The sequence below is a fragment of the Pseudomonas sp. RC10 genome, assembly GCF_038397775.1.
Classification (GTDB): Bacteria; Pseudomonadota; Gammaproteobacteria; order Pseudomonadales; family Pseudomonadaceae; genus Aquipseudomonas; species Aquipseudomonas bambusae.
In genome coordinates this window covers 2,417,349-2,436,844 of sequence record NZ_CP151650.1, presented here as the reverse complement: position 1 = coordinate 2,436,844, position 19,496 = coordinate 2,417,349, and the positions used below count along the sequence as shown (strand labels likewise).

Below are 19,496 nucleotides of genomic sequence, written 5' to 3'. Positions count from 1 at the left end.
ATGCCGGTTTCAGTCATCCAGACCTGGAAACTGACGGGCCAGCTCATCGCCCGTCAGCTCCATTCGCTCACCCTCTGGCGAACCGAACAAGCGAATAGCGACCACCCGAGGCTGCTCGCCCATGTCGAACCACTGCCGAGTTCCCGCCGGGACGGTTATCAAGTCGTTCTTTTCGCACAGCACGGCGTAGACAAAATCCCCAAGGTGAAACGAACAGAGCCCACGCCCCGCAACGAAAAATCGCACTTCGTCCGCGCTGTGCTGATGTTCGTTGAGGAGCCCCGCACGCAGTTCGGCTTTTTGCGGGTGGCGGTCGTCGACACTGATCACAGCGCTGGCCACACAACCGCGCTCTGCGCTCAATTGGCTGATCTGATCACGGTAGGCGACGTTGACGTCGTCCTGAGGCGCGCCTGCGGCAACGGGGGTGGCCGCGGGCAAACGTTCGATAACAATGCCGTGCTCGGCGAGGGTCGAGGCGATGTCTTCAAGGTGGGTCAACACCTTGTTCGGCAACTCCGGGGAGGACACGTGATAGACGGAGAGAATGCTCATTGCGGGGTTCCTCGGTTCAATCGCTCGCCGATACGATGTTCGGCAGACGCAGGTTCATTCAGTCAAACGGTGAAACCGGCCGTTAATGGGCGGCCGTTTGGAGTCAGAGAGACACCTCTTTCATGCGCATCGCCGCCAGGATCGCAGCCATCAGTGCCGCCAGACTCGCGATGGCGAACGTCCATTCCGCGCCGAGCGCATTCCAGCTGTAGCCGGAGTACAGCGCCCCCATTGCCCCTCCGGTTCCGGACAACGCGGCATACAACGCTTGCCCCTGCCCTTGCTGACGAGGGCCAAAACTGCGTTGTAGAAAATGGATGGCCGCGGCGTGAAAACTGCCGAACGTCGCCGCGTGCAGCAACTGAGCGAAGATCAACAGCGTCAGATGGTCCGCGAAATTCCCCAGCAACAGCCAGCGTAACGACGCCAGCGCAAAACTGGTGATCAAGACCTGACGCACGCTGAATCGCTGCAGGATACGGCTCATCGCCAGGAACATCAGCACCTCCGCGACAACGCCAACCGCCCAGAGCATGCCGATGATGCCGCGACTGTATCCGAGGCGCTCAAGGTGCAGCGTGAGAAAGGTGTAATACGGCCCGTGGCTCAGTTGCATCAACGCCACACACAGATAGAAAGCCAGTACGCCGGGGCTGAACAGTTGTTTGAGAAACCCTTCCCCTGCAGGTCGTTGGGTCGATGCAGGCGGCTGCGCATTGGGCACCCATCCACTGCTGACGACGATCCCGGCCATGATCAACAGCAGCGCCTGCGGATACACATCAAGGCTGAACCACTCGAACAGTCGTCCCAGCCCTACTACGGTCAGGATGAACCCCACCGAACCCCACAGGCGAATCTGACTGTAACGGGCGGTCTGGCCCTGCAAATGCGCGAGCGTGATGACCTCGAACTGCGGCAACACGGCGTGCCAGAAAAAGGCATGCAGCGCCATGACCATGGCCAGCCAGGCGTAGGATTTGTCGATAAGAATCAGAGAAAAGCACGCCAGCGTGCAGACCGCGCCGAAACGCACGATCGCCAGACGCCGACCGGTGTAGTCACCCAGCCAGCCCCACAGGTTCGGCGCCACGCAACGCATCAGCATCGGGATCGCGATCAACTCGCCGATGCGCGCACTGGAAAAGCCCAGGTGATCGAAGTACAGCGCCAGAAACGGCGCCGTCGAACCCAGCAGGGCGAAATAGAAGAGGTAGAAGCTGGACAGCCGCCAGTAAGGAAGCGCCGCCACGGTCAATTGCCCGTGGCGGCCGCGCCGGACTCCCGCATTACAGCTGGCCCAGGACCGGGGTGTTGACCCGCACGTCGAGGTTTTGGCCGCGATGGCGCAGCAAGTGGTCGAGCAGCACGATCGCCATCATCGCCTCGGCAATCGGCGTGGCCCGAATGCCTACGCACGGGTCGTGGCGGCCCTTGGTGATCACGTCCACCGGGTTGCCGTCGATGTCAATCGAACGGCCCGGGGTGGTGATGCTCGACGTGGCTTTCAGCGCCAGGTGGGCGATGATCGGCTGACCCGATGAGATGCCGCCGAGGATGCCGCCCGCGTTGTTCGAGAGAAAACCTTCCGGGGTCATCTCGTCGCGGTGCTCGGTGCCACGCTGGGAGACGCTGTCGAACCCGGCGCCGATCTCGATGCCCTTCACGGCATTGATACTCATCAGTGCATGGGCCAGCTCGGCGTCCAGGCGGTCAAAAATCGGCTCACCCAGCCCCGGCATCACGCCATCAGCGACGACAGTGATCTTCGCCCCGACCGAATCCTGATCGCGGCGGAGCTGGTCCATGTAGGCTTCCAGCTCCGGGACCTTGTCCGGATCAGGGCTGAAAAAGGCGTTTTGCTCGACCGATTCCCACGTCTTGAACGGGATTTCGATAGGGCCGAGCTGGCTCATGTAGCCACGCACGGTGATGCCCTGTGTCAGCAGGTATTTCTTGGCGATGGCACCGGCCGCCACGCGCATCGCGGTTTCCCGGGCCGAACTGCGACCGCCGCCGCGGTAATCGCGGATGCCGTATTTGTGGTGGTAGGTGTAATCGGCGTGGGCCGGACGGAACAGATCCTTGATCTGCGAATAGTCTTTGGATTTCTGGTCGGTGTTGCGGATCAACAGGCCGATGGACGCGCCGGTGGTCTTGCCTTCGAACACGCCGGAGAGGATTTCGACTTCATCCGCTTCTTGACGCTGAGTGGTGTGGCGGCTGGTGCCGGGCTTGCGGCGGTCCAGGTCGCGCTGCAGGTCTTCCAGCGACAGCTCGACACCTGGCGGGCAGCCGTCAACGATAGCAACCAACGCCGGGCCATGGCTTTCGCCAGCGGTGGTGACAGTGAACAGCTTGCCGAAGGTATTGCCGGACATGCGGGAGGCTCCGAGAAATCGACCAAAAACCAAAAAGTCTAAAAAGAGCGCGCCAGTATACGCAGGGTCAACGTCTATATCACGCCCGAACCTTATTCGATTGGCTGCGTCCAATTTCACACTTTATTGATGATGGCCTTGCGATGCTACGTGGTATGTCCCTGATTTGCGGCTTACGGCCGCTGCGAGTAATCGCCTTGACCCTCACTTTGCTGTCTTCCCTCGCCAACGCGGGCACGCCGGTCGTGCTGCAACGTCCTGTCTCTCTGGAAACCGGGACGGGGGAGCTATTTGGCACCCTCCTGCTGCCCAAATCCAAGGAACCGGTGCCAGTGGTGCTCATCATTGCCGGCTCCGGACCGACCGACCGCGACGGCAACAACACAGACGGCGGCCGCAACGACAGCATGAAGCGCCTGGCGGTGATTCTTGCCCGGCACAACATCGCCAGCGTGCGTTACGACAAGCGCGGCGTTGCGGCCAGTCGCCCCGCCACCCCTGATGAGCGGGATCTGACCATCGAAAAATACGTCGATGACGCGGTGGCCTGGAGCCAAAAACTCAAGACCGACTCGCGGCTCGGCCAGTTGATCATCCTCGGTCACAGCGAGGGGGCGCTCGTTGCCTCGTTGGCGGCGGAACGGGCGGGTGCCACGGCGCTGATTTCCCTGGCGGGCACGGGGCGACCGGTGGACCAAGTCATCCGAGAGCAATTACAGGACCGGCTTCCGCCTCCCCTGCTGGCTCGCAGCGAGGCACTGATCGAAGAAATGAAGGCTGGCAAGACCGACCCGGACGTGCCCGATCCGCTGCAAGTGGTGTTCCGCCCAAGCGTTCAGCCGTACCTGATTTCGCTGTTCCGGCAGAACCCGGCCCAAGCGTTCGGCAAGCTGAAGATTCCAACGCTGATCCTGCAAGGGCGCAACGACATGCAGGTGGGTGTGGGCGATGCCGAATTGCTACACAAGGCCAAGCCCGATTCACAATTGGCGATTATCGACGGCATGAACCACGTGCTGCGCATCGTGCCGATGGACATGAAACGTCAATTGGCGTCTTACAAGGATCCTCAATTGCCCTTGGCGAGCGAGCTGTCGGACCGGATTCTCACGTTTATCGGGTCAGTGCCCAAGGCTTAGCGCCAAAGCTCACCCTTCAGATTCAGCAAAAACGGCCGATATCGGGTTGCTGGCATTGTGTTGCCGGGACAATGTCGATAACAGGATCGCCGTAATGACAGAAGCAATCATGGAAGCCAACGCGGTCGCGCCAATCGAGAGCCAGGAAGGCGATGCTGCACCCGTCTTGTGGGAAGAAGTGCAGGCCGAGCATTTTTCGATGCTGCGCCTGGCACCGCTGCCGACGGACCGGGCCACCGGGGGCCGTCCGCTGCGCTTCGTCGAATTCGGCCGGGCAGAACGTCACAGCAAGGACTTCAGCCTGCTGCGCATGACGTATCACCTGCCGGGCCAGAAGACTCGCAAGGAACAGAACAACCTTGATATCTGGGTCGACCACGCCAACCGTGCCGTGCGAGTGGGTCCCGAATCCGGCTTGCAGATCGAACCGTGGAACCGGGGGCTGGGCCGTTTCATGCTGGCGCAAGGCATTCATTGGGCGCAGAAACGCTGGTCCGAGTACCGCATCGAAGGCACGGCCTTGGCGAACAAGGACGCGCTGAACGAAGACACTCGCCTGCGCCGTGACCACTTCCTCAAGACCCAAGGCTTCGAAGTGGCCTATGCCGACCCTCAGCACCTGAAAGGGTCGGTCAAGGACGCCAAGATCGGCAACCTGAACAACACCTGGAACACCGAAAAGGTGCAACTGGTCGAGATCCTCGACGCCGCACAGATGTTGCAGCAGGCCGAGCAGAAGATCCAGGAGCAGGAAGTCGCGATCAAGAAAGCCGAAGATCGCGTCAACAAATTCCGCCGCGACGACGCCGGGCTGCGTTTCACCATCGCCTGCCTGGTAACCTTTGCAGTGTTTCAGGCGGGGCTATTGATCTGGATCGCGACTCACCGCTAGATCGAGCGCGATATGACTTTGTTAGAGCCGGCTTGCTGGCGAAGGCGGCGTGCCAGCCAATACTGCGTCAGCTGACACCCCGCCTTCGCCAGCAAGCCGGCTCCCACAATGGGTTTTGCGCCGGGCTTAAACCCGCGACGCAAACACCGCCTGATGCTGACGACACTGCTCAGCCGTCAACATGAACACCCCGTGCCCACCACGCTGGAATTCCAGCCAGGCGAAGTCCACCTCGGGGTACAACGCCTCGACGTGAACCTGGCTGTTGCCCACTTCAACGATCAGCAAGCCCTTCTCCGTCAGATGATCCCCCGCCTGAGCCAGCATCCGCCGGACCAGATTCAGACCGTCATCACCGCAGGCCAGCGCCAGCTCGGGTTCGTGCTGGTATTCATCCGGCATGTCGCCGAAATCTTCGGCATCGACATAAGGCGGGTTGGACACGATCAGGTCGAACCGCTGCCCCGGCAAACCGTCGAAGCCATCGCCCTGGACGGTGTAGACGCGCTCGTCCAGACCGTGACGCTCGATATTCTGGTTCGCGACTTCCAGCGCTTCGAACGACAGGTCCGCCAGCACCACTTCGGCCTCTGGAAATTCGTCGGCGCAGGCGATGCCGATGCAACCAGAACCGGTGCACAGGTCAAGAATGCGCGCAGGGGCTTGAGCCAGCCAGGGCTCGAATCGGTGCTCGATCAATTCGCCGATGGGGGAGCGCGGAATCAACACACGCTCATCGACGATGAACGACATCCCGCAGAACCACGCCTCGCCCAGCAGGTAGGCGGTGGGCACACGTTCGTCGATGCGGCGCTTGATCAAACGCTGGACATTGACCAGTTCGTCGTCTTCGAGATTGCAATCCAGGTAACTGTCGGAAATCTCCCAAGGCAGGTGCAACGCACCCAGTACCAACTGCCGGGCTTCGTCCCAGGCGTTGTCGGTGCCATGCCCGTAAAACAGGTCTTCCCCATGAAAACGGCTGACGGCCCAACGGATATGATCGCGCAGGGTGCGCAGGCGGGAAGTGATCACGGCAGACTCCTTGAAAAAACGACGGGCGATTCTAGCAGCCATCCTCCCAACAAACGATGCCCACGCCCGACAGCGCCTGGCCTTGAAAAACTTTCCGCCACCTTTCGTCAAATTTGCAGGCAATATGACAGCAACCGCGACCTGCTCGACGGCTTGACGCCCGGTAAAAAGCGACGGCTGTGAGCATTGAGATTCACAGAATCGCTCAGCCAGTGGACAATGTGGCAAAAGCCCCACTCGAAGGAGCCCCAGATGTCTGTTTCAACCAACGGTCCAAAGACCATGTTTCAACTTAGTGGCCGTGAATACGCAGCGGCCACTTTGAGTAATGCCACGTTGATCATCATCGACGCGCAAAAGGAATACCTCAGTGGCCCCCTGGCGCTGACCGGCGTTCAAGCGGCCATCGACAACATCGTCAAACTGGTCGACGCCGCGCGTGCCGCGAAGTCGCCGATCATTCACGTGCGCCACCTCGGCACCGTGGGTGGCATGTTCGATCCGCAAGGCGAACGCGGCCAGTTCGTTCCCGAGCTGCAACCCCAGGGCGACGAGATCGTCATCGAAAAACGCTTGCCCAATGCGCTGAACGGCACCGTGACTACCGACGACCGCAAGACGCTGCACAAGCTGCTGGAAGATCTGGGGCGCCTGGATCTGGTGGTGTGCGGTTTCATGAGCCATTCAAGCGTCAGCACGACGGTGCGGGCGACCAAGGATTACGGTTTCCGCTGCACGCTGGTTGAAGACGCCTGCGCCACCCGCGATCTGCCAACGCCCACCGGCGTGATCAAGGCCGAACTCGTGCAGCAAGCCGAGATGGCCATCATGAACGACAACTTCGCCAAGCTCGCCCTGACCAAAGACCTGATCTGACTGCGCCGCTTCATCAGGAGCTGACCCGTGATCCGCAGAGCCTTGACCGCGCCTCGGGCATCATTTTCAGGCAGTTCCTGAAGAAAAAGCGTACAAATGCAGTCGTCAGGTTATGTGATCCGTCTCACATAACCGCCTATCCGTTAATCACTCGTGTTTGGCTTCGTGCGCTGACCCGACGGGAACCACCCGGGCATAAGCAGGTCAGAGCGCCGATACCCATAGAGGAAGTCGGAATGAAGATATCCGATGGTTTTGATGCCCGTCGCCTGCGCCCCAAAGGCCAGGGCAACTGGCGGATGCGCATTGGCGCTGCCATTTCCGCCATTTTCGCCATGGCGGGCGTGTTGCTGGCCATGGCCGGCGTCGCCAGCCTGATAGGTCACCCGGCTGCACTGGGCGAACTCAATGCCAGCCCCGCAGGTGCCGTGGTCACGATCGTGGTTGGCCTGTTGTTGCTGTATATCGGCGTCTGGCTGTGGCGCCGCAGCCGTCGTCGGCGCCGTCGTGCTGGCGAGTTGAACATGTCTCCGCACCTGATGAAGAAGCACGACTGACCTCCCCTTCCGCGTCTCCCAACGCCTTTTGAGCTTTTTAGTCGCGCCGACAACGGCGTGACTTGGTTAAACTGGCGGCCTTCGCGGAGACCGACATGCAAGACGACGACTTTTCCCTGTTCAGAAACGAGACCCGTGGCGTCAAGCCCATCAAGACTGAACACGCCGACGTAGGCAAACCCAAAACCGACCGTAAGAACCTGGCCAAACTGCGGCAGGCAGCGACCGTGCGGTCGGACGCCACGATTACCGTGGACGGCCTGTCCGATCAGTTCGTGATCGACGTCGGGCCGGAAGACACGCTGTACTGGGCCCGCGACGGCGTTCAGGAAGGCCAGATGCGCAAGCTCAAACTGGGGCAGATTAGCTTCGACGGCAGCCTCGACCTGCACGGCATGAGCGTGGAACTGGCGCGGGAAACCATGTGGGAGTTTCTGGCGGAAGCGACCAAACTGGAGATCCGCTGCGTGCGCATCACTCACGGCAAAGCCGTGCGACTGGACGGCAAGCGACCGATGATCAAAAGCCACGTCAACACCTGGCTGCGTCAGCATCAACAGGTGCTGGGTTTTACGTCCTGCATCGCCAAGCATGGCGGCGCGGGCGCGGTGTACGTGATGCTCAAGCGCACGATGATGGATGGGCGGGACGAGTAGCTCGCGCCCTGACGCTGCACTCAACTGTGGGAGCGAATTCACTCGCTCCCTAGATCCTGAGTCGCTCGCCCCATCAGGGGTGGCGTTCAGCACCCTGGCACACCAGGCATCAGCGAGGTCCCGGACCCCCGCCTGGACCACCGCCGCCACCGGGCCCACCGCCTTCATAATGACCGCCACCACCACCGCCTCCGTGCCCGCCGCCATGGCCTCCCCCGCCAGGTCCCCAGAACGGCCAGCAGCCAGACATGGCTGACATCACTGCGATGATCATCGCGACTTTCACAATACGACTCGACATTTCACTCACTCTCTTGAAAACGGGTTCAACGGCAGGTGCTCATCACCTGCAACGTCTGACATCACTGATCTCGGGAACCGCGTCGTCATTGAGTAGCCATCGAGTATCGAAGTTGATACGTGCACGCCAAAAACAGAAAGGCCGCGACGAGGAATCCCTCCAGTCGCGGCCTTTGTCGTAGTGGCTGTCGAGATCCCGGCATCCGGCACGGGATCGGTTCAGCCTCGATCAGCGATGGTAGTAGCCCGGTCCGGGGCCACCGTCAAAATACCGATGGTCGTGCCACCCACCGCCGTGACGTCCCCATCCGGGACCGAAGAAACAGCCCGAAACCGACGACGTCAGGGCGATAATCAGTGCGATTTTCGCGATTCGGCTCAACATACATTCACTCTCTTCATCCGGGCATCGTTCACCCATTAACTCAGACACCGATTTGACACATTTCGACATACGCACTCGGTAAAGGTTAGGTAAAGGTGCCTGACGCTCCGTTCGAGCGGCGACGTGCCGCAGGTTTGTCGGTCGCCCGCCGTACCCCTCCCCGCCGAGCTACGCTACTATGTGCGCCTTTGCAGGCCACCTGCCCTGCGTTTCTTTGAACCCACACGGAACACACCCCTGTGACACTGGAACAGAACTACACGGCGATCCTTGGTCAACTTGGTGAGGACGTCTCCCGCGAGGGCCTGCTCGACACCCCGAAACGTGCGGCCAAAGCCATGCAGTATCTCTGCCGTGGCTATCAGCAAACCCTGGAAGAAGTCACCAACGGCGCGCTGTTCAGCTCCGACAACAGTGAGATGGTGCTGGTCAAGGACATCGAGCTGTATTCGCTGTGCGAGCATCATTTGTTGCCATTCATCGGCAAGGCCCATGTGGCGTATATCCCGAGCGGCAAGGTCCTGGGCCTGTCGAAGGTCGCGCGTATCGTCGACATGTTCGCCCGCCGCCTGCAGATTCAGGAAAACCTCAGCCGTCAGATCGCCGAAGCCGTTCAGCAAGTGACCGGTGCGCTGGGCGTGGCCGTGGTCATCGAGGCCAAGCACATGTGCATGATGATGCGCGGCGTCGAGAAGCAGAATTCATCGATGATCACTTCGGTGATGCTGGGCGAGTTCCGCGAAAACGCCGCCACCCGTACCGAGTTCCTCAGCCTGATCAAGTGATCCGGGCGTCCTGAAGCGCCGCAACGACCGTTGCGGCCGCGAGGTTTCAAGCATGTTGATGAAAGCACTGAGGGTCGGCCTTGGCCAATTGGTCATTTTGGTCGACTTCCTGACCCGTCCCGGCAAGAAAAAACGTTCGCCTGAAGCACAGGCAGCAGTCGAAGCGTCGGCGAAAGACCTGACGTTGTATCAGTTCAACGCCTGCCCGTTTTGCGTGAAAACCCGCCGGACCTTGCGCCGTTTGAATGTGCCGGTGGCGCTGCGCGACGCGAAGAACAACGAGCTGGATCGCCAGACCCTGCTCAATGAGGGCGGCAAGATCAAAGTACCGTGCCTGCGGATCGAAGAAGCCGGCAAGACCGTGTGGATGTACGAATCCAAGGTCATCATCGAATACTTGAATCAGCGGTTTTCAGCGGCCTGATCGCGCCGCTGTCGCTGTAGCAGTCCGGCTTGCCGACGGTGGTGCCCCTCGGGTCGTTGCAGCGGGCAAGCCGGAAAACGTCAGCTCACCTTGGGCAGCCTTCCTGCCGGCACGCATTGAAGGCCTTCAATTGTTCGACCCGCACCTTGGTCTGGTCCGAGAGGCACATCAGCTGCGACATCGGCCACATGCTGCCGCCGTCTTCACGCTTGCCCACCTGGTACAGACAGTCGGCATCACGAAACGCGAGCCATTTCTTCTGCGCCTCTTGCAGCGCTTTCCTGCTGGCCGACGTCTTCACGTAGGCCATCTGCGCCTTGTACTGCGCGTTCAGTTCATCGTCCAGCGCCTTGTATTGCTTGCTGGCGCATTGATTCATCGACGCCTGTGTCGAATCGCAATCCTCGGCCTGTGCCGAGCAGCCAATCCCCAGGGCCATGAACATGCCCACCGCTATCATCATGTAGCGCATCGAATGCTCCCTTTTCTTCAAATGATCGTCCGATCAAAACCAGACCGTGCGCAGCTTGAGCGCAAAAACCGTGGCGCGTGATGACCGGGCACACACTTCAGACCTAAAAAAACCGGCCATGGTTGCCAAGGCCGGTTTTTTCTTTCGGGAGCGGTCAGTCGAGCATGCCGACGTAGCCCGGTTGTTGCTGAACCCGCGCCAGCCAGGCCTGAATCGCCGGGAACTGAGCGAGGTCGAAGCCGCCCTGATGCGCCACGTGGGTGTAGGCGTACAGCGCGATGTCGGCGATGGAAAACTGCTCACCCACCAGGAACGGCGTGCGCAACAGCTGCTGCTCCATGACCTTCAACGCCTTGTAACCGCGCTTGTGCATCGAGCGGTATTCCTCCAGCCGCGCCTCCGGCAGCCCCAAGTAAAACTGGATGAAACGCGCCACGGCAATGGTCGGCTCGTGGCTGTACTGCTCGAAGAATTGCCACTGCAACACCTGCGTACGCAGGCGGGGTTCGGTCAATAGATAGGGTGTGCCTTCGGCGAGGAAATTGAGGATCGCGTTGGACTCCCACAGGCACGTTCCGTCTTCCAGTTCCAGCACAGGAATCTTGCCATTGGGGTTCTTCGCCAGAAACGCTTCGGTCTCGGTCTCGCCATTGAGGATGTCCACCGGCACCCATTGGTATTCTGCGCCCAGCAGGTTGAGCATCAGCTTGATCTTGTAGCAGTTGCCTGAATTGTAATCGCCGTAAACCGTGTACATCTGCTGCTCTCCCCTCGTGGGTGCGGTGGTACGTGTGCGTAAGGTATCAGGCCGCGAGGGCCTGTTGCGCCTGTTTGATGACAGCGGCCAGTCGCTTCAGGCCTTCGTCCAGCCGCGCCGGGTCGATGTGGCTGAAATTCAGGCGCAGGTAACCGGGATTGGCGTCCGGGTCAGTGAAAAACGGTTCTCCGGGCATGAACGCGACATTTTGCGCCAGCGCGGTATCAAGCAGTGTGCGGGTGTCGAGTTTATCCTTGAGTGTCAGCCAGAAGAACAGCCCTCCTTGTGGACTGTTCCATTCAGCGAGATCGCTGAAGTGCCGCTGCAAGGCCGCTTCGAACTGGTCTCGACGGGTGCGGTAAAAATCACGCAATTCGACCAGATGCCGCTCATAAGGCTCGCTGCTGATCCACTGCAAAGCCTGCCACTGACCGACGCGGTTGGTGTGCAGATCAGCCGCTTGCTTGAGTTTCAGCAAGTGTGGGAACAGATCCTTCGACGCGATCAGATAGCCCACGCGCAACCCGGGCATCAAGGTTTTCGACACGGTGCCGGTGTAGATCCAGCTGGCCTGCTTCAACCGACTGACGATGGGGCGAGCGCTGCCGCCGTCAAACGTCAGGTCGCGATAGGGTTCGTCTTCGATCAACGTCACGCCAAACTCGTCCAGCAAGGCGGCCACGGCATCCCTTGCGGTTTCGCTGTAGCGCACGGCGGACGGGTTTTGGAACGTAGGAATCAAGTAAGCGAATGACGGCGTGTGCTGCTCCAGTCGCTGGCGCAAAACGTCAAGGTCCGGGCCTTCGGCGAGCAACGGCACGGTCAGACAATCGGCGCCGAACAGCTGGAAAATCTGCAAGGCCGCGAGATAGGTCGGGCCCTCCAGCAGGATTTCGGTGCCCTTGTCGATATACAGCTTGGCGGCCAGATCGAGCGTCTGTTGGGAGCCGCTGACAATCATCACCTGGCTCGCCTCGCAGGCAATGCCCAACGCCCGGGCTTGCGCCGCAAGCACTTCGCGCAATTGCGGTTCACCTTCGCTCATGCCGTACTGACCAATGCTGCGGGGCATGTCGGACCAGTCGCTCTGGGGCAGCATGGTCTCGGCAGGCAGGCCACCGGCGAACGACATCATTTCAGGGCGCTGGGCAGCGGCCAGGATTTCGCGAATCAGCGAACTCTTCAAACGGGTGACGCGTTCAGAAAATGCCATGTGATCACCGCTGGCAGAAATAAATGGAAATACGTCAAACTGGTTGACCGAAACTACGATGCCAAGCCTGGATACGTCAATATGCTTGACCTTAAAAATTCATCGACGCAGCAAATTGCCATGGAGGCGTTTTTCTACGGCTACCAGGCTTTCACCGCGAAGGCCGATGAAATGCTCGATCGCCGGGGCCTGAGCCGTGTGCACCAGCGCATCGTCTTTTTCATCGCCCGCTACCCTGGTTTGAGCGTGAAAGAACTGCTGACCGTGCTTGGGGTGAGCAAACAGGCGCTGAACACACCGCTGCGACAGCTGGTCGAGATGGAACTGGTGCTCAGCGTTGCCCCCGAAGACGACAAGCGCAAACGGCTGCTGGCGCTGACCGAGGAAGGCGCGAAGTTTGAAGAGTCGCTGCGTCGCGAGCAGGTGAAACTGCTGCAGAAGGTGTTCAAGGACGCCGGACGGGAAGCGGTGGACGGTTGGCTGGCAGTGAATCAGGCGTTGGGTAAAACACTGAATCGAGGCTGAGCACCTTCAAATCTGCGTTGCACAGCCTTCTGTGGGAACGAATTCATTCGCGAAAGATAGGCCAGACGATAGAGATGTATCGGCCGTACCACCGTCTCGCGAATGAATTCGCTCCCACAGGTGTCCGAGGTGGCCGCAGATTGTGTGCCCCGGCTTAGGCTCAGCTGTGGGAGGTCGCCGCAGAGACTGCGCCCCGGCTCAGGCTTAACTGTGGGAGCGAATTCATTCGCGAAAGATCGGCCAGACGATGGAGATGCGTCGGCTGCAACGGCCTCTCGCGAATGAATTCGCTCCTACAGGTTCATCGCTGATCTGGCGATTCGAGACCGACAGCACGCCGCGGCGAACTGTGCCGATTAATGCGCGGGCGGCTGTATCGCAACGAATTGTGACAACTGCGTATAGGCTTGCTGATCTGTTCACATTGCCGCTCCAAGGATCGACCGCATGACTGACGCGACCCATACGCCGCTGCGCCCGCTCACTGACACTTCGCCCTCGGCCATCGTGGCGGGCTTCATCGCGATGATGACCGGGGTCACCAGTTCGCTGGTGTTGATCTTTCAGGCGGGGCAAGCCGCCGGGTTGACCTCGGCGCAGATTTCTTCCTGGATCTGGGCGTTGTTCATGGGCATGGCGCTGTGCAGCATCGGCCTTTCGCTGCGCTACCGTTCGCCGATCACAGTGGCTTGGTCCACGCCGGGCGCGGCGTTGCTGATCACCAGCTTGGGGCATGTGGCTTATCCCGAAGCCATCGGCGCCTACATGACCAGCGCGCTACTTGTATTCATCTGCGGGATTACCGGCAGTTTCGAAAAGCTGGTCAAGCGTCTGCCCACCTCACTGGCGGCAGCCCTGCTGGCAGGAATTCTGTTCAAGATCGGCAGCGAAATCTTTGTCGCCGCGCAGCACCGCACCGGCCTGGTGCTGGGGATGTTTTTCACCTACCTGATCGTCAAACGCTTCTCGCCACGCTACGCGGTGCTGGTGACGCTGCTGGTGGGCGTGGCGTTATCGGCCATGCTCGGCATGTTGAATTTCACCGGTTTCAATCTGGAAGTCGCGGTGCCGGTCTGGACCACTCCCTCATTCTCGTGGGGCGCGACCATCAGCATTGGTATTCCGCTGTTCGTCGTGGCCATGACCTCGCAGAACATGCCGGGCATCGCCGTGTTGCGCGCCGATGATTATCAGGTTCCCTCCTCGCCGTTGATCAGCGCCACCGGGCTGATCTCACTGATCACCGCCCCGTTCGGTGCCCACGGCATCACCATGGCCGCCATCAGCGCGGCCATCTGCACCGGGCCTCATGCCCACGAAGACCGCAACAAACGCTACACGGCGGCCATCTGGTGCGGGCTGTTCTACGCGATTGCCGGGATTTTCGGGGCGACGCTGGCAGCCCTGTTCGCGGCCTTTCCGAAGGAGCTGGTGCTGTCGATTGCGGCACTGGCCCTGTTCGGCTCGATCATCAATGGCCTGACCGTGGCGATGAACGAACCCAAGGAGCGCGAAGCGGCGCTGATCACCTTCATGGTCACCGCGTCTGGGCTGACGCTGTTCTCCATCGGATCGGCGTTCTGGGGGATCGTGGCGGGGGTGTTGACGTTAGTGATTTTGAATTATCGGAAGTAACGGCGGGCGCACCCTGTAGGAGCGTGGCATACCTCCTACAGCGGCGACCGTTCGCACGATACCGTCAAAGCCGGAAGTGCCCCACCATGCCTTTCAATTCCATCCCCAGCGACGCCAGTTCGATGCTCGACGCGGCGTTGCCCCGCATCGCCAGGGCTGACTGATCGGCGCTGGCTCGGATGCTGGTGACGCTGCGGTTGATCTCTTCGGCGACTGAGCTTTGCTGTTCGGCCGCTGCGGCGATCTGCTGGTTCATTTGCTGAATCAACGACACCGCCACTGCGATGCTCCCCAGCGCACTTTCAGTCTGTAGCGCGTCGCTGACCGCCAACTTGACCAGCTCACCGCTGCTCTGGATCTGCGCCACCGACGCTTGCGCTCCGCTTTGCAGGCGTGTGACCAGCCGCTCGATTTCTTCTGTCGACTGCTGGGTACGTTTGGCGAGGGCCCGGACTTCGTCCGCCACCACCGCAAAACCCCTGCCCTGCTCGCCTGCCCGCGCCGCTTCAATGGCCGCATTGAGTGCCAACAGGTTGGTCTGCTCAGCGACGCTTTTGATCACGCTCAACACCTTGCCGATGTTCTGAATCTCGGCACTGAGGTTTTCGATGCTGTGGCTCGCCGAGTCGGCCGACGTCGCCAGTTGCTCGATGCGCTGCATGCTTTGCCGCACCACCGCCTGACCGCTGTCGACTTTGTCGTCCGCCGTTTGCGCCGCTTGGGCCGCTTCTTCGGCGTTGCGCGCCACGTCGTGCACGGTGGCCGTCATCTGGTTCATGGCCGTGGCGACCTGCTCGGTCTCTTCTTTCTGGGTGCTGACTTCCAGATTGGTTTGCTCGGTCACCGCCGAAAGCGAGTGCGCCGAAGTCGCCAACTGCTCGATCCCCGCCTGCAACCCACTGACGATGCCACTCAGGCCCGCGCCCATTTGCTGCATGGCCTGCATCAACTGACCGATTTCATCTTTGCGTGTCACCCGGACATTGCCACTCAGGTCACCGGCAGCGATGCGCTGGGCAATCGCGATCACGCTGCGCAACGGCGCGACGATAATGCGGGTGATGACGAACGAGGCGATCAGCCCCACGAATAACGCCAGGATCGACGAACCGATGATCTTCAGCGAGTTGGCCTTCAGCTCGCCCATCATCGACTGGTCTTCGGCGTCGTACGCCTGATTGACCTGTTGCACCACGGTTTTCGCGTTGGTCGCCAGTTGTTGCGAGACCCGGGCCTCGTCGGCCAGCAGACCGGTGTATTCGTTCAGCTTGTCGCTGAAGTTGGTGATATGGCCGCTGACCTCGGTCAACACCGTGAGGTAGCCGGAGTCCTTGATGACGCCTTTGAGCTGTTCCGCCAGCTCCTGGGCCTGCACCGCCTGTTCGATCTTGCCGGTCTTGGCTTCCTCACCCGAGCCGGTCTTGCGGCTCTTGTCCAGGCGAACGCGCGCCTCATCCATGGCCTGCATCATCAGTTTGGAAATCTGGCTGACCTGCCCCGATTGCTCGATGACGTCCGCCCCTTGCTGGCCTTGCGAGTCCTTGAGGCTGTACGCGCCATCGTCCGCAAGACCGGCCTGCAGCACGTCGAGGTTGTTGGCCACGCTGGAGACGGACCAACTGGCCATTTCCAGCGCCAGGTCCTTGCTCTGGCTGATACTGACAAACTCGTCGAACGACTTGCGGTAGGCAGCCAGCGCTTGCTGGACCTGGCCCATCACCTGTTGATTGACCGCCGATAACGCCTTGAGCTGCTCGGCTTGAGCGTTCAGGGCATCGAGCCCCGCATGAAGTTCCTCGACCACCTTGGGGTCGCTGTGCAGGGCGTAATCCTGCTCCAGCAAGCGAACACGGCTGAGACCCGAGTTGAGCGCGGTCATTTCCTTGAGGCTGTCGAAGTGCACGCTGATGGAGCGCAGCGACCAGACGCCGATCGCGGCAACGAGGGCGGTCAGCAGCAAGACGAGGACAAACCCGATACCCAGTTTCTTCGCCATTCCGAGGTTGGCGAAACGCGATTGCACGGCCGAAATCATGATGTTCTATCCCCAGTTACAGCTCAAAAGAGGCACACAGCGAGGCCATGTTCAGCACGGCCATACAATTTTCGTGCAGATTCGCAACGGGTCAGCAGCAAAACGTGAATTTGACGTCGGAATAATGGCAAATAGCTACGCCAAGGTCGCTTCCAGAATAGTTATCGGCGCGAGTTGAATCTTCATCAGGGAGACACGTGAGGTTCACCCTTCAAATGAAGGGTGAATGCGACGAAAGGTAACGCGCTGGACGGACCGAAATCGGGCAATCGGTGACACCCGTGCGCCGGTAACGCTCTTATTCAGCGGACGGCAGCCGCCACCGTCAACGTGCCCGCATCGGCATCCAGCGTGGCGGCACAGCCCAACGCCACCGCCCGGTTCCGGTCGCCGTGACCAATGGACAACCCACCCAGCACGGGAATGCCCAAGCCGCCTAGGCGCTCGCGCAAGACATCGGGAGGACGGATCGCGTTATTGCCGTGCCCCGGCTCGCTGAACTGGCCTATCGCGATGCCGGCCAGGCGCTGGAGCACTCCAGCGTTAGCCAGGTGGGTGAGAGAACGGTCGACGCGGTACGCCAACTCGCCCACGTCTTCGATCAGCAGAATCGCGCCGTCGACGTCTGGAAAAAAAGGCGTGCCAATGCAGGTACTCAAGATGGTCAGGTTGCCACCCAACAAGGTGCCGTGGGCGATGCCCGACGTCCGCACGCTAAAGGTAGGCTCGTCCTGCTCAGCCTCGACCACCAACGGTTCATGGCTCATGAGGGCGTGGCGCAAGGTGCTGGCAAACAACCCTCCCCGCTCAAGTTGTGCCGCGACCGGACCATGAATGGTCGCCAGCCGCGTGTGAGTCCACAACGCCGCGTGCAACGCCGTGATGTCGGAAAAACCGACCACCAGCTTCGGATCGCGGCGCACGGCCTCGTAGTCCACGTGGGCGAGAATTCGCTGAACGCCGTAGCCGCCCCGTGTGCACAACACCGCGCGAATCTCGGGGTCGGCCAGTGCGTCGTTCAGGTCGGTCACGCGATGGGCGTCACTGCCCGCGAGAAAATGCTCGGCCTCCAGCGCATGGGGGTAAACCCGGGGCCGCAACCCCCACGCTGACAATTCGCGGACCGCCGCTTCCACTCTCGCTTCGGCCACGGGGCCAGCGGGCGACACCAGCGCGACGGCATCACCGACACGCAGGATTTGGGGGTTGAGGGTCGGGCGGACTGCAGGCATTTCAACGACTCGGCTGACTTTCGAATGAGCGAGCAATTTAGAGCACTCCCTGTATTGAATCCAGAGGCGGGTTTCGCCGAGCCTCGTGTGATATCCCTGAAAGAGAGCGAGAACCTCGCCCCGTGCGTGTGCGAAACATCAGCTCATTTTGTCAGTCGGCCCCGGTCCAACACCCGGCCCACGACCCACCTGGAAGCGCGTCACGTTCTTGCGCAGCCAGCCCATGAAGCCGCTCGGGTCGGTGATCACCGGCTTGACGTCAAGCATCGAAGCGCGGGCTTTGGTGCGGAACTTCGCCAGCCCCGCCAATGCGCCGATGAGTTCGCTGTGCTCTTGCAGCCACGGCTCCAGATCGGCCTTGTCGATGCGGTAAATCATGCAGTCGGTATAGGCACAGAAACGGCCTGCGGTCGGCGTGCCATCGACGAACCCGGTCTCGCCGAACAGTTCGCCCGGCCCCATGCGCCCGATTTCGAGCCAGCCATCGGGGCGCTGGATCGACACCGACATCACCCCGGACTCAATAATGTACAGCGCGTCCGGCACGATGCCTTCCGCGAGCACCACGTCCTTGGCCCCGTAGGCACCCAAATGCATGTGCAGTTCAAGCTGGGCGCGGTCTTCGTCGCTGAGCATGCGCAGCGCCCCGACCGTGTTGAGCACGGCAGACGGCCGGGTGGCAGGTCGGGACTGGTCGAGCCGGGTTTCCGTGGCCGCGAGTTGCCGGTGAATGAGGTCATACAGCTGATTGCGCACCGCCGAGCGTCGGTCGCGTGATTTCACGTAGCCGGTAACTTCGTATTCAACGCTGCGCAACCCGGTCTTCACCACCACCGCGGAAGACTTGGGCGTGACCAATAATTCGCGGCACCCGAGGATGGCCTTGTCGAGCGAGTCCAGCACCAGGCTCGGCCGCAGACGCGTCGGCAGCTCGATGCTCAATGTGACGGAATGAAAATGGTCAGGGCGACTGAAGTTGACGATGCGGGTCTTGGCCGCCATGGAGTTGGGAATCACCGCCATGCTGCCTTCGGACGTCAGCAGATGCGTGGAGCGCCAGTCGATTTCGATGACTTTGCCTTCGATGTCGTCGACGCGAATCCAGTCATCGACTCTATAAGGCTTGGTGGCGTTGAGGACGATCCCGGAAAACACGTCGCCCAGCGTGCTCTGCACCGCAAGACCAAGGATGATCGCCACGGCGCCGGACGTCGCCAGCAGGCCTTTGACCGGCAGGTCCAGCACGTACGCGGCGGCTGCCACGACCGCGACCAGAAAGATGATCGCGCCCATCACGTCTTGCAGCAGGTGACCCTTGCCGCCGATGCGCGGCTCCATCACCACGACCGCGAGAACCGTGAGCGTGCGTGCGCCGAACAGCCACCACGCGATGGTCAGAATCGTCCCCAGCACATGACGCGACACCGGCCAGTCGGCAGGCACCGGATACAGCGGGCTCAACCCGCCGTCGAGCAGCGCCATGCTGAACAGCACGAACAGGGCCAGTCGGCAGGCGAGTTTGCGGCGTAGAAAACGCGGGTGCAGCCACTGCCACAGCACCAGATCGATGATCAACAGCACGGACGCGCTGATTAACGGGTAGGCAAACCACAGGTGATCCATCGGCGCTCCCTGGAGGTGA

Annotated in this window: 19 protein-coding genes; 9 read left to right on the top strand and 10 right to left on the bottom strand. The window is 60.8% G+C overall.

The features are described from left to right. Nucleotides 1–9: 9 nt before the first annotated feature. The 3 genes from AAEO81_RS11325 to aroC form a co-directional block, all read right to left on the bottom strand. Nucleotides 10–555 (bottom strand): acireductone dioxygenase, encoded by a 546-nt coding sequence (locus AAEO81_RS11325; protein ID WP_341963713.1) that lies wholly within the window; start codon nt 553–555, stop codon nt 10–12. 103 nt (nt 556–658) lie between these two features. Beyond that, nucleotides 659–1,807 (bottom strand): MFS transporter, encoded by a 1,149-nt coding sequence (locus AAEO81_RS11320; RefSeq protein ID WP_341963712.1) that lies wholly within the window; start codon nt 1,805–1,807, stop codon nt 659–661. A gap of 37 nt (nt 1,808–1,844) precedes the next feature. Continuing rightward, entirely contained in the window at nt 1,845–2,936 is a 1,092-nt protein-coding gene (gene aroC / locus AAEO81_RS11315) for a chorismate synthase (protein WP_341963711.1), read from the bottom strand. Between the two features lie 143 nt (nt 2,937–3,079). Between aroC and AAEO81_RS11310 the strand changes: the two genes are divergently transcribed. Further along, nucleotides 3,080–4,075, top strand: a complete 996-nt coding sequence (locus AAEO81_RS11310) for an alpha/beta fold hydrolase (RefSeq protein WP_341963710.1) — start codon at nt 3,080–3,082, stop codon at nt 4,073–4,075. A 94-nt stretch (nt 4,076–4,169) separates the two neighbouring features. Next, nucleotides 4,170–4,967, top strand: coding sequence for a hypothetical protein (locus AAEO81_RS11305; RefSeq protein ID WP_341963709.1), 798 nt, complete (start codon nt 4,170–4,172; stop codon nt 4,965–4,967). A 126-nt stretch (nt 4,968–5,093) separates the two neighbouring features. Here the strand turns inward: AAEO81_RS11305 and prmB are convergent, their stop codons facing one another. Next, nucleotides 5,094–6,002: a 50S ribosomal protein L3 N(5)-glutamine methyltransferase gene (gene prmB, locus AAEO81_RS11300; protein WP_341963708.1), complete on the bottom strand. Its 909-nt coding sequence runs from the start codon at nt 6,000–6,002 to the stop codon at nt 5,094–5,096. 252 nt (nt 6,003–6,254) lie between these two features. On the opposite strand from prmB, the gene AAEO81_RS11295 reads away from it, so the two are divergent. The 5 genes from AAEO81_RS11295 to AAEO81_RS11275 all read left to right on the top strand — a co-directional run bounded on the left by AAEO81_RS11295 (nt 6,255) and on the right by AAEO81_RS11275 (nt 9,985). Next, the gene (locus tag AAEO81_RS11295; protein WP_166594936.1) at nt 6,255–6,878 is read left to right on the top strand and encodes a cysteine hydrolase family protein; all 624 of its coding nucleotides are present in this window, start codon (nt 6,255–6,257) and stop codon (nt 6,876–6,878) included. A gap of 236 nt (nt 6,879–7,114) precedes the next feature. Continuing rightward, entirely contained in the window at nt 7,115–7,435 is a 321-nt protein-coding gene (locus AAEO81_RS11290; RefSeq protein ID WP_166594935.1) for a hypothetical protein, read from the top strand. 95 nt (nt 7,436–7,530) lie between these two features. Further along, entirely contained in the window at nt 7,531–8,091 is a 561-nt protein-coding gene (locus AAEO81_RS11285) for a Smr/MutS family protein (protein ID WP_166594934.1), read from the top strand. A gap of 924 nt (nt 8,092–9,015) precedes the next feature. Then, nucleotides 9,016–9,561, top strand: coding sequence for a GTP cyclohydrolase I FolE (gene folE / locus AAEO81_RS11280; RefSeq protein ID WP_166594933.1), 546 nt, complete (start codon nt 9,016–9,018; stop codon nt 9,559–9,561). A 52-nt stretch (nt 9,562–9,613) separates the two neighbouring features. Then, nucleotides 9,614–9,985, top strand: coding sequence for a glutathione S-transferase N-terminal domain-containing protein (locus AAEO81_RS11275; protein ID WP_166594932.1), 372 nt, complete (start codon nt 9,614–9,616; stop codon nt 9,983–9,985). Nucleotides 9,986–10,070: 85 nt separating this feature from the next. On the opposite strand, the gene AAEO81_RS11270 is transcribed toward AAEO81_RS11275, so the two are convergent. The 3 genes from AAEO81_RS11270 to AAEO81_RS11260 all read right to left on the bottom strand — a co-directional run bounded on the left by AAEO81_RS11270 (nt 10,071) and on the right by AAEO81_RS11260 (nt 12,427). Then, on the bottom strand, nt 10,071–10,457 hold the full coding sequence (locus tag AAEO81_RS11270; protein ID WP_341963704.1) for a lysozyme inhibitor LprI family protein: 387 nt from the start codon (nt 10,455–10,457) through the stop codon (nt 10,071–10,073). 154 nt (nt 10,458–10,611) lie between these two features. Beyond that, the gene (locus AAEO81_RS11265) at nt 10,612–11,214 is read right to left on the bottom strand and encodes a glutathione S-transferase family protein (RefSeq protein ID WP_166594930.1); all 603 of its coding nucleotides are present in this window, start codon (nt 11,212–11,214) and stop codon (nt 10,612–10,614) included. 46 nt (nt 11,215–11,260) lie between these two features. Continuing rightward, the gene (locus AAEO81_RS11260) at nt 11,261–12,427 is read right to left on the bottom strand and encodes a PLP-dependent aminotransferase family protein (protein WP_341963702.1); all 1,167 of its coding nucleotides are present in this window, start codon (nt 12,425–12,427) and stop codon (nt 11,261–11,263) included. 81 nt (nt 12,428–12,508) lie between these two features. On the opposite strand from AAEO81_RS11260, the gene AAEO81_RS11255 reads away from it, so the two are divergent. After that, nucleotides 12,509–12,952 carry a MarR family transcriptional regulator gene (locus AAEO81_RS11255; RefSeq protein ID WP_341963700.1) on the top strand — a complete coding sequence of 148 codons (444 nt, stop codon included), beginning with the start codon at nt 12,509–12,511 and terminating at the stop codon, nt 12,950–12,952. A 447-nt stretch (nt 12,953–13,399) separates the two neighbouring features. Then, entirely contained in the window at nt 13,400–14,587 is a 1,188-nt protein-coding gene (locus tag AAEO81_RS11250) for a benzoate/H(+) symporter BenE family transporter (protein ID WP_341963698.1), read from the top strand. A gap of 64 nt (nt 14,588–14,651) precedes the next feature. On the opposite strand, the gene AAEO81_RS11245 is transcribed toward AAEO81_RS11250, so the two are convergent. The 3 genes from AAEO81_RS11245 to AAEO81_RS11235 form a co-directional block, all read right to left on the bottom strand. Further along, a complete protein-coding gene (locus AAEO81_RS11245; RefSeq protein WP_341963697.1) occupies nt 14,652–16,622 on the bottom strand; it encodes a methyl-accepting chemotaxis protein in 1,971 nt (656 codons plus the stop codon). 302 nt (nt 16,623–16,924) lie between these two features. Beyond that, nucleotides 16,925–17,854 (bottom strand): LD-carboxypeptidase, encoded by a 930-nt coding sequence (locus AAEO81_RS11240; RefSeq protein ID WP_341963694.1) that lies wholly within the window; start codon nt 17,852–17,854, stop codon nt 16,925–16,927. A gap of 138 nt (nt 17,855–17,992) precedes the next feature. Beyond that, on the bottom strand, nt 17,993–19,477 hold the full coding sequence (locus AAEO81_RS11235) for a mechanosensitive ion channel family protein (protein ID WP_341963692.1): 1,485 nt from the start codon (nt 19,475–19,477) through the stop codon (nt 17,993–17,995). Nucleotides 19,478–19,496: the final 19 nt, after the last annotated feature.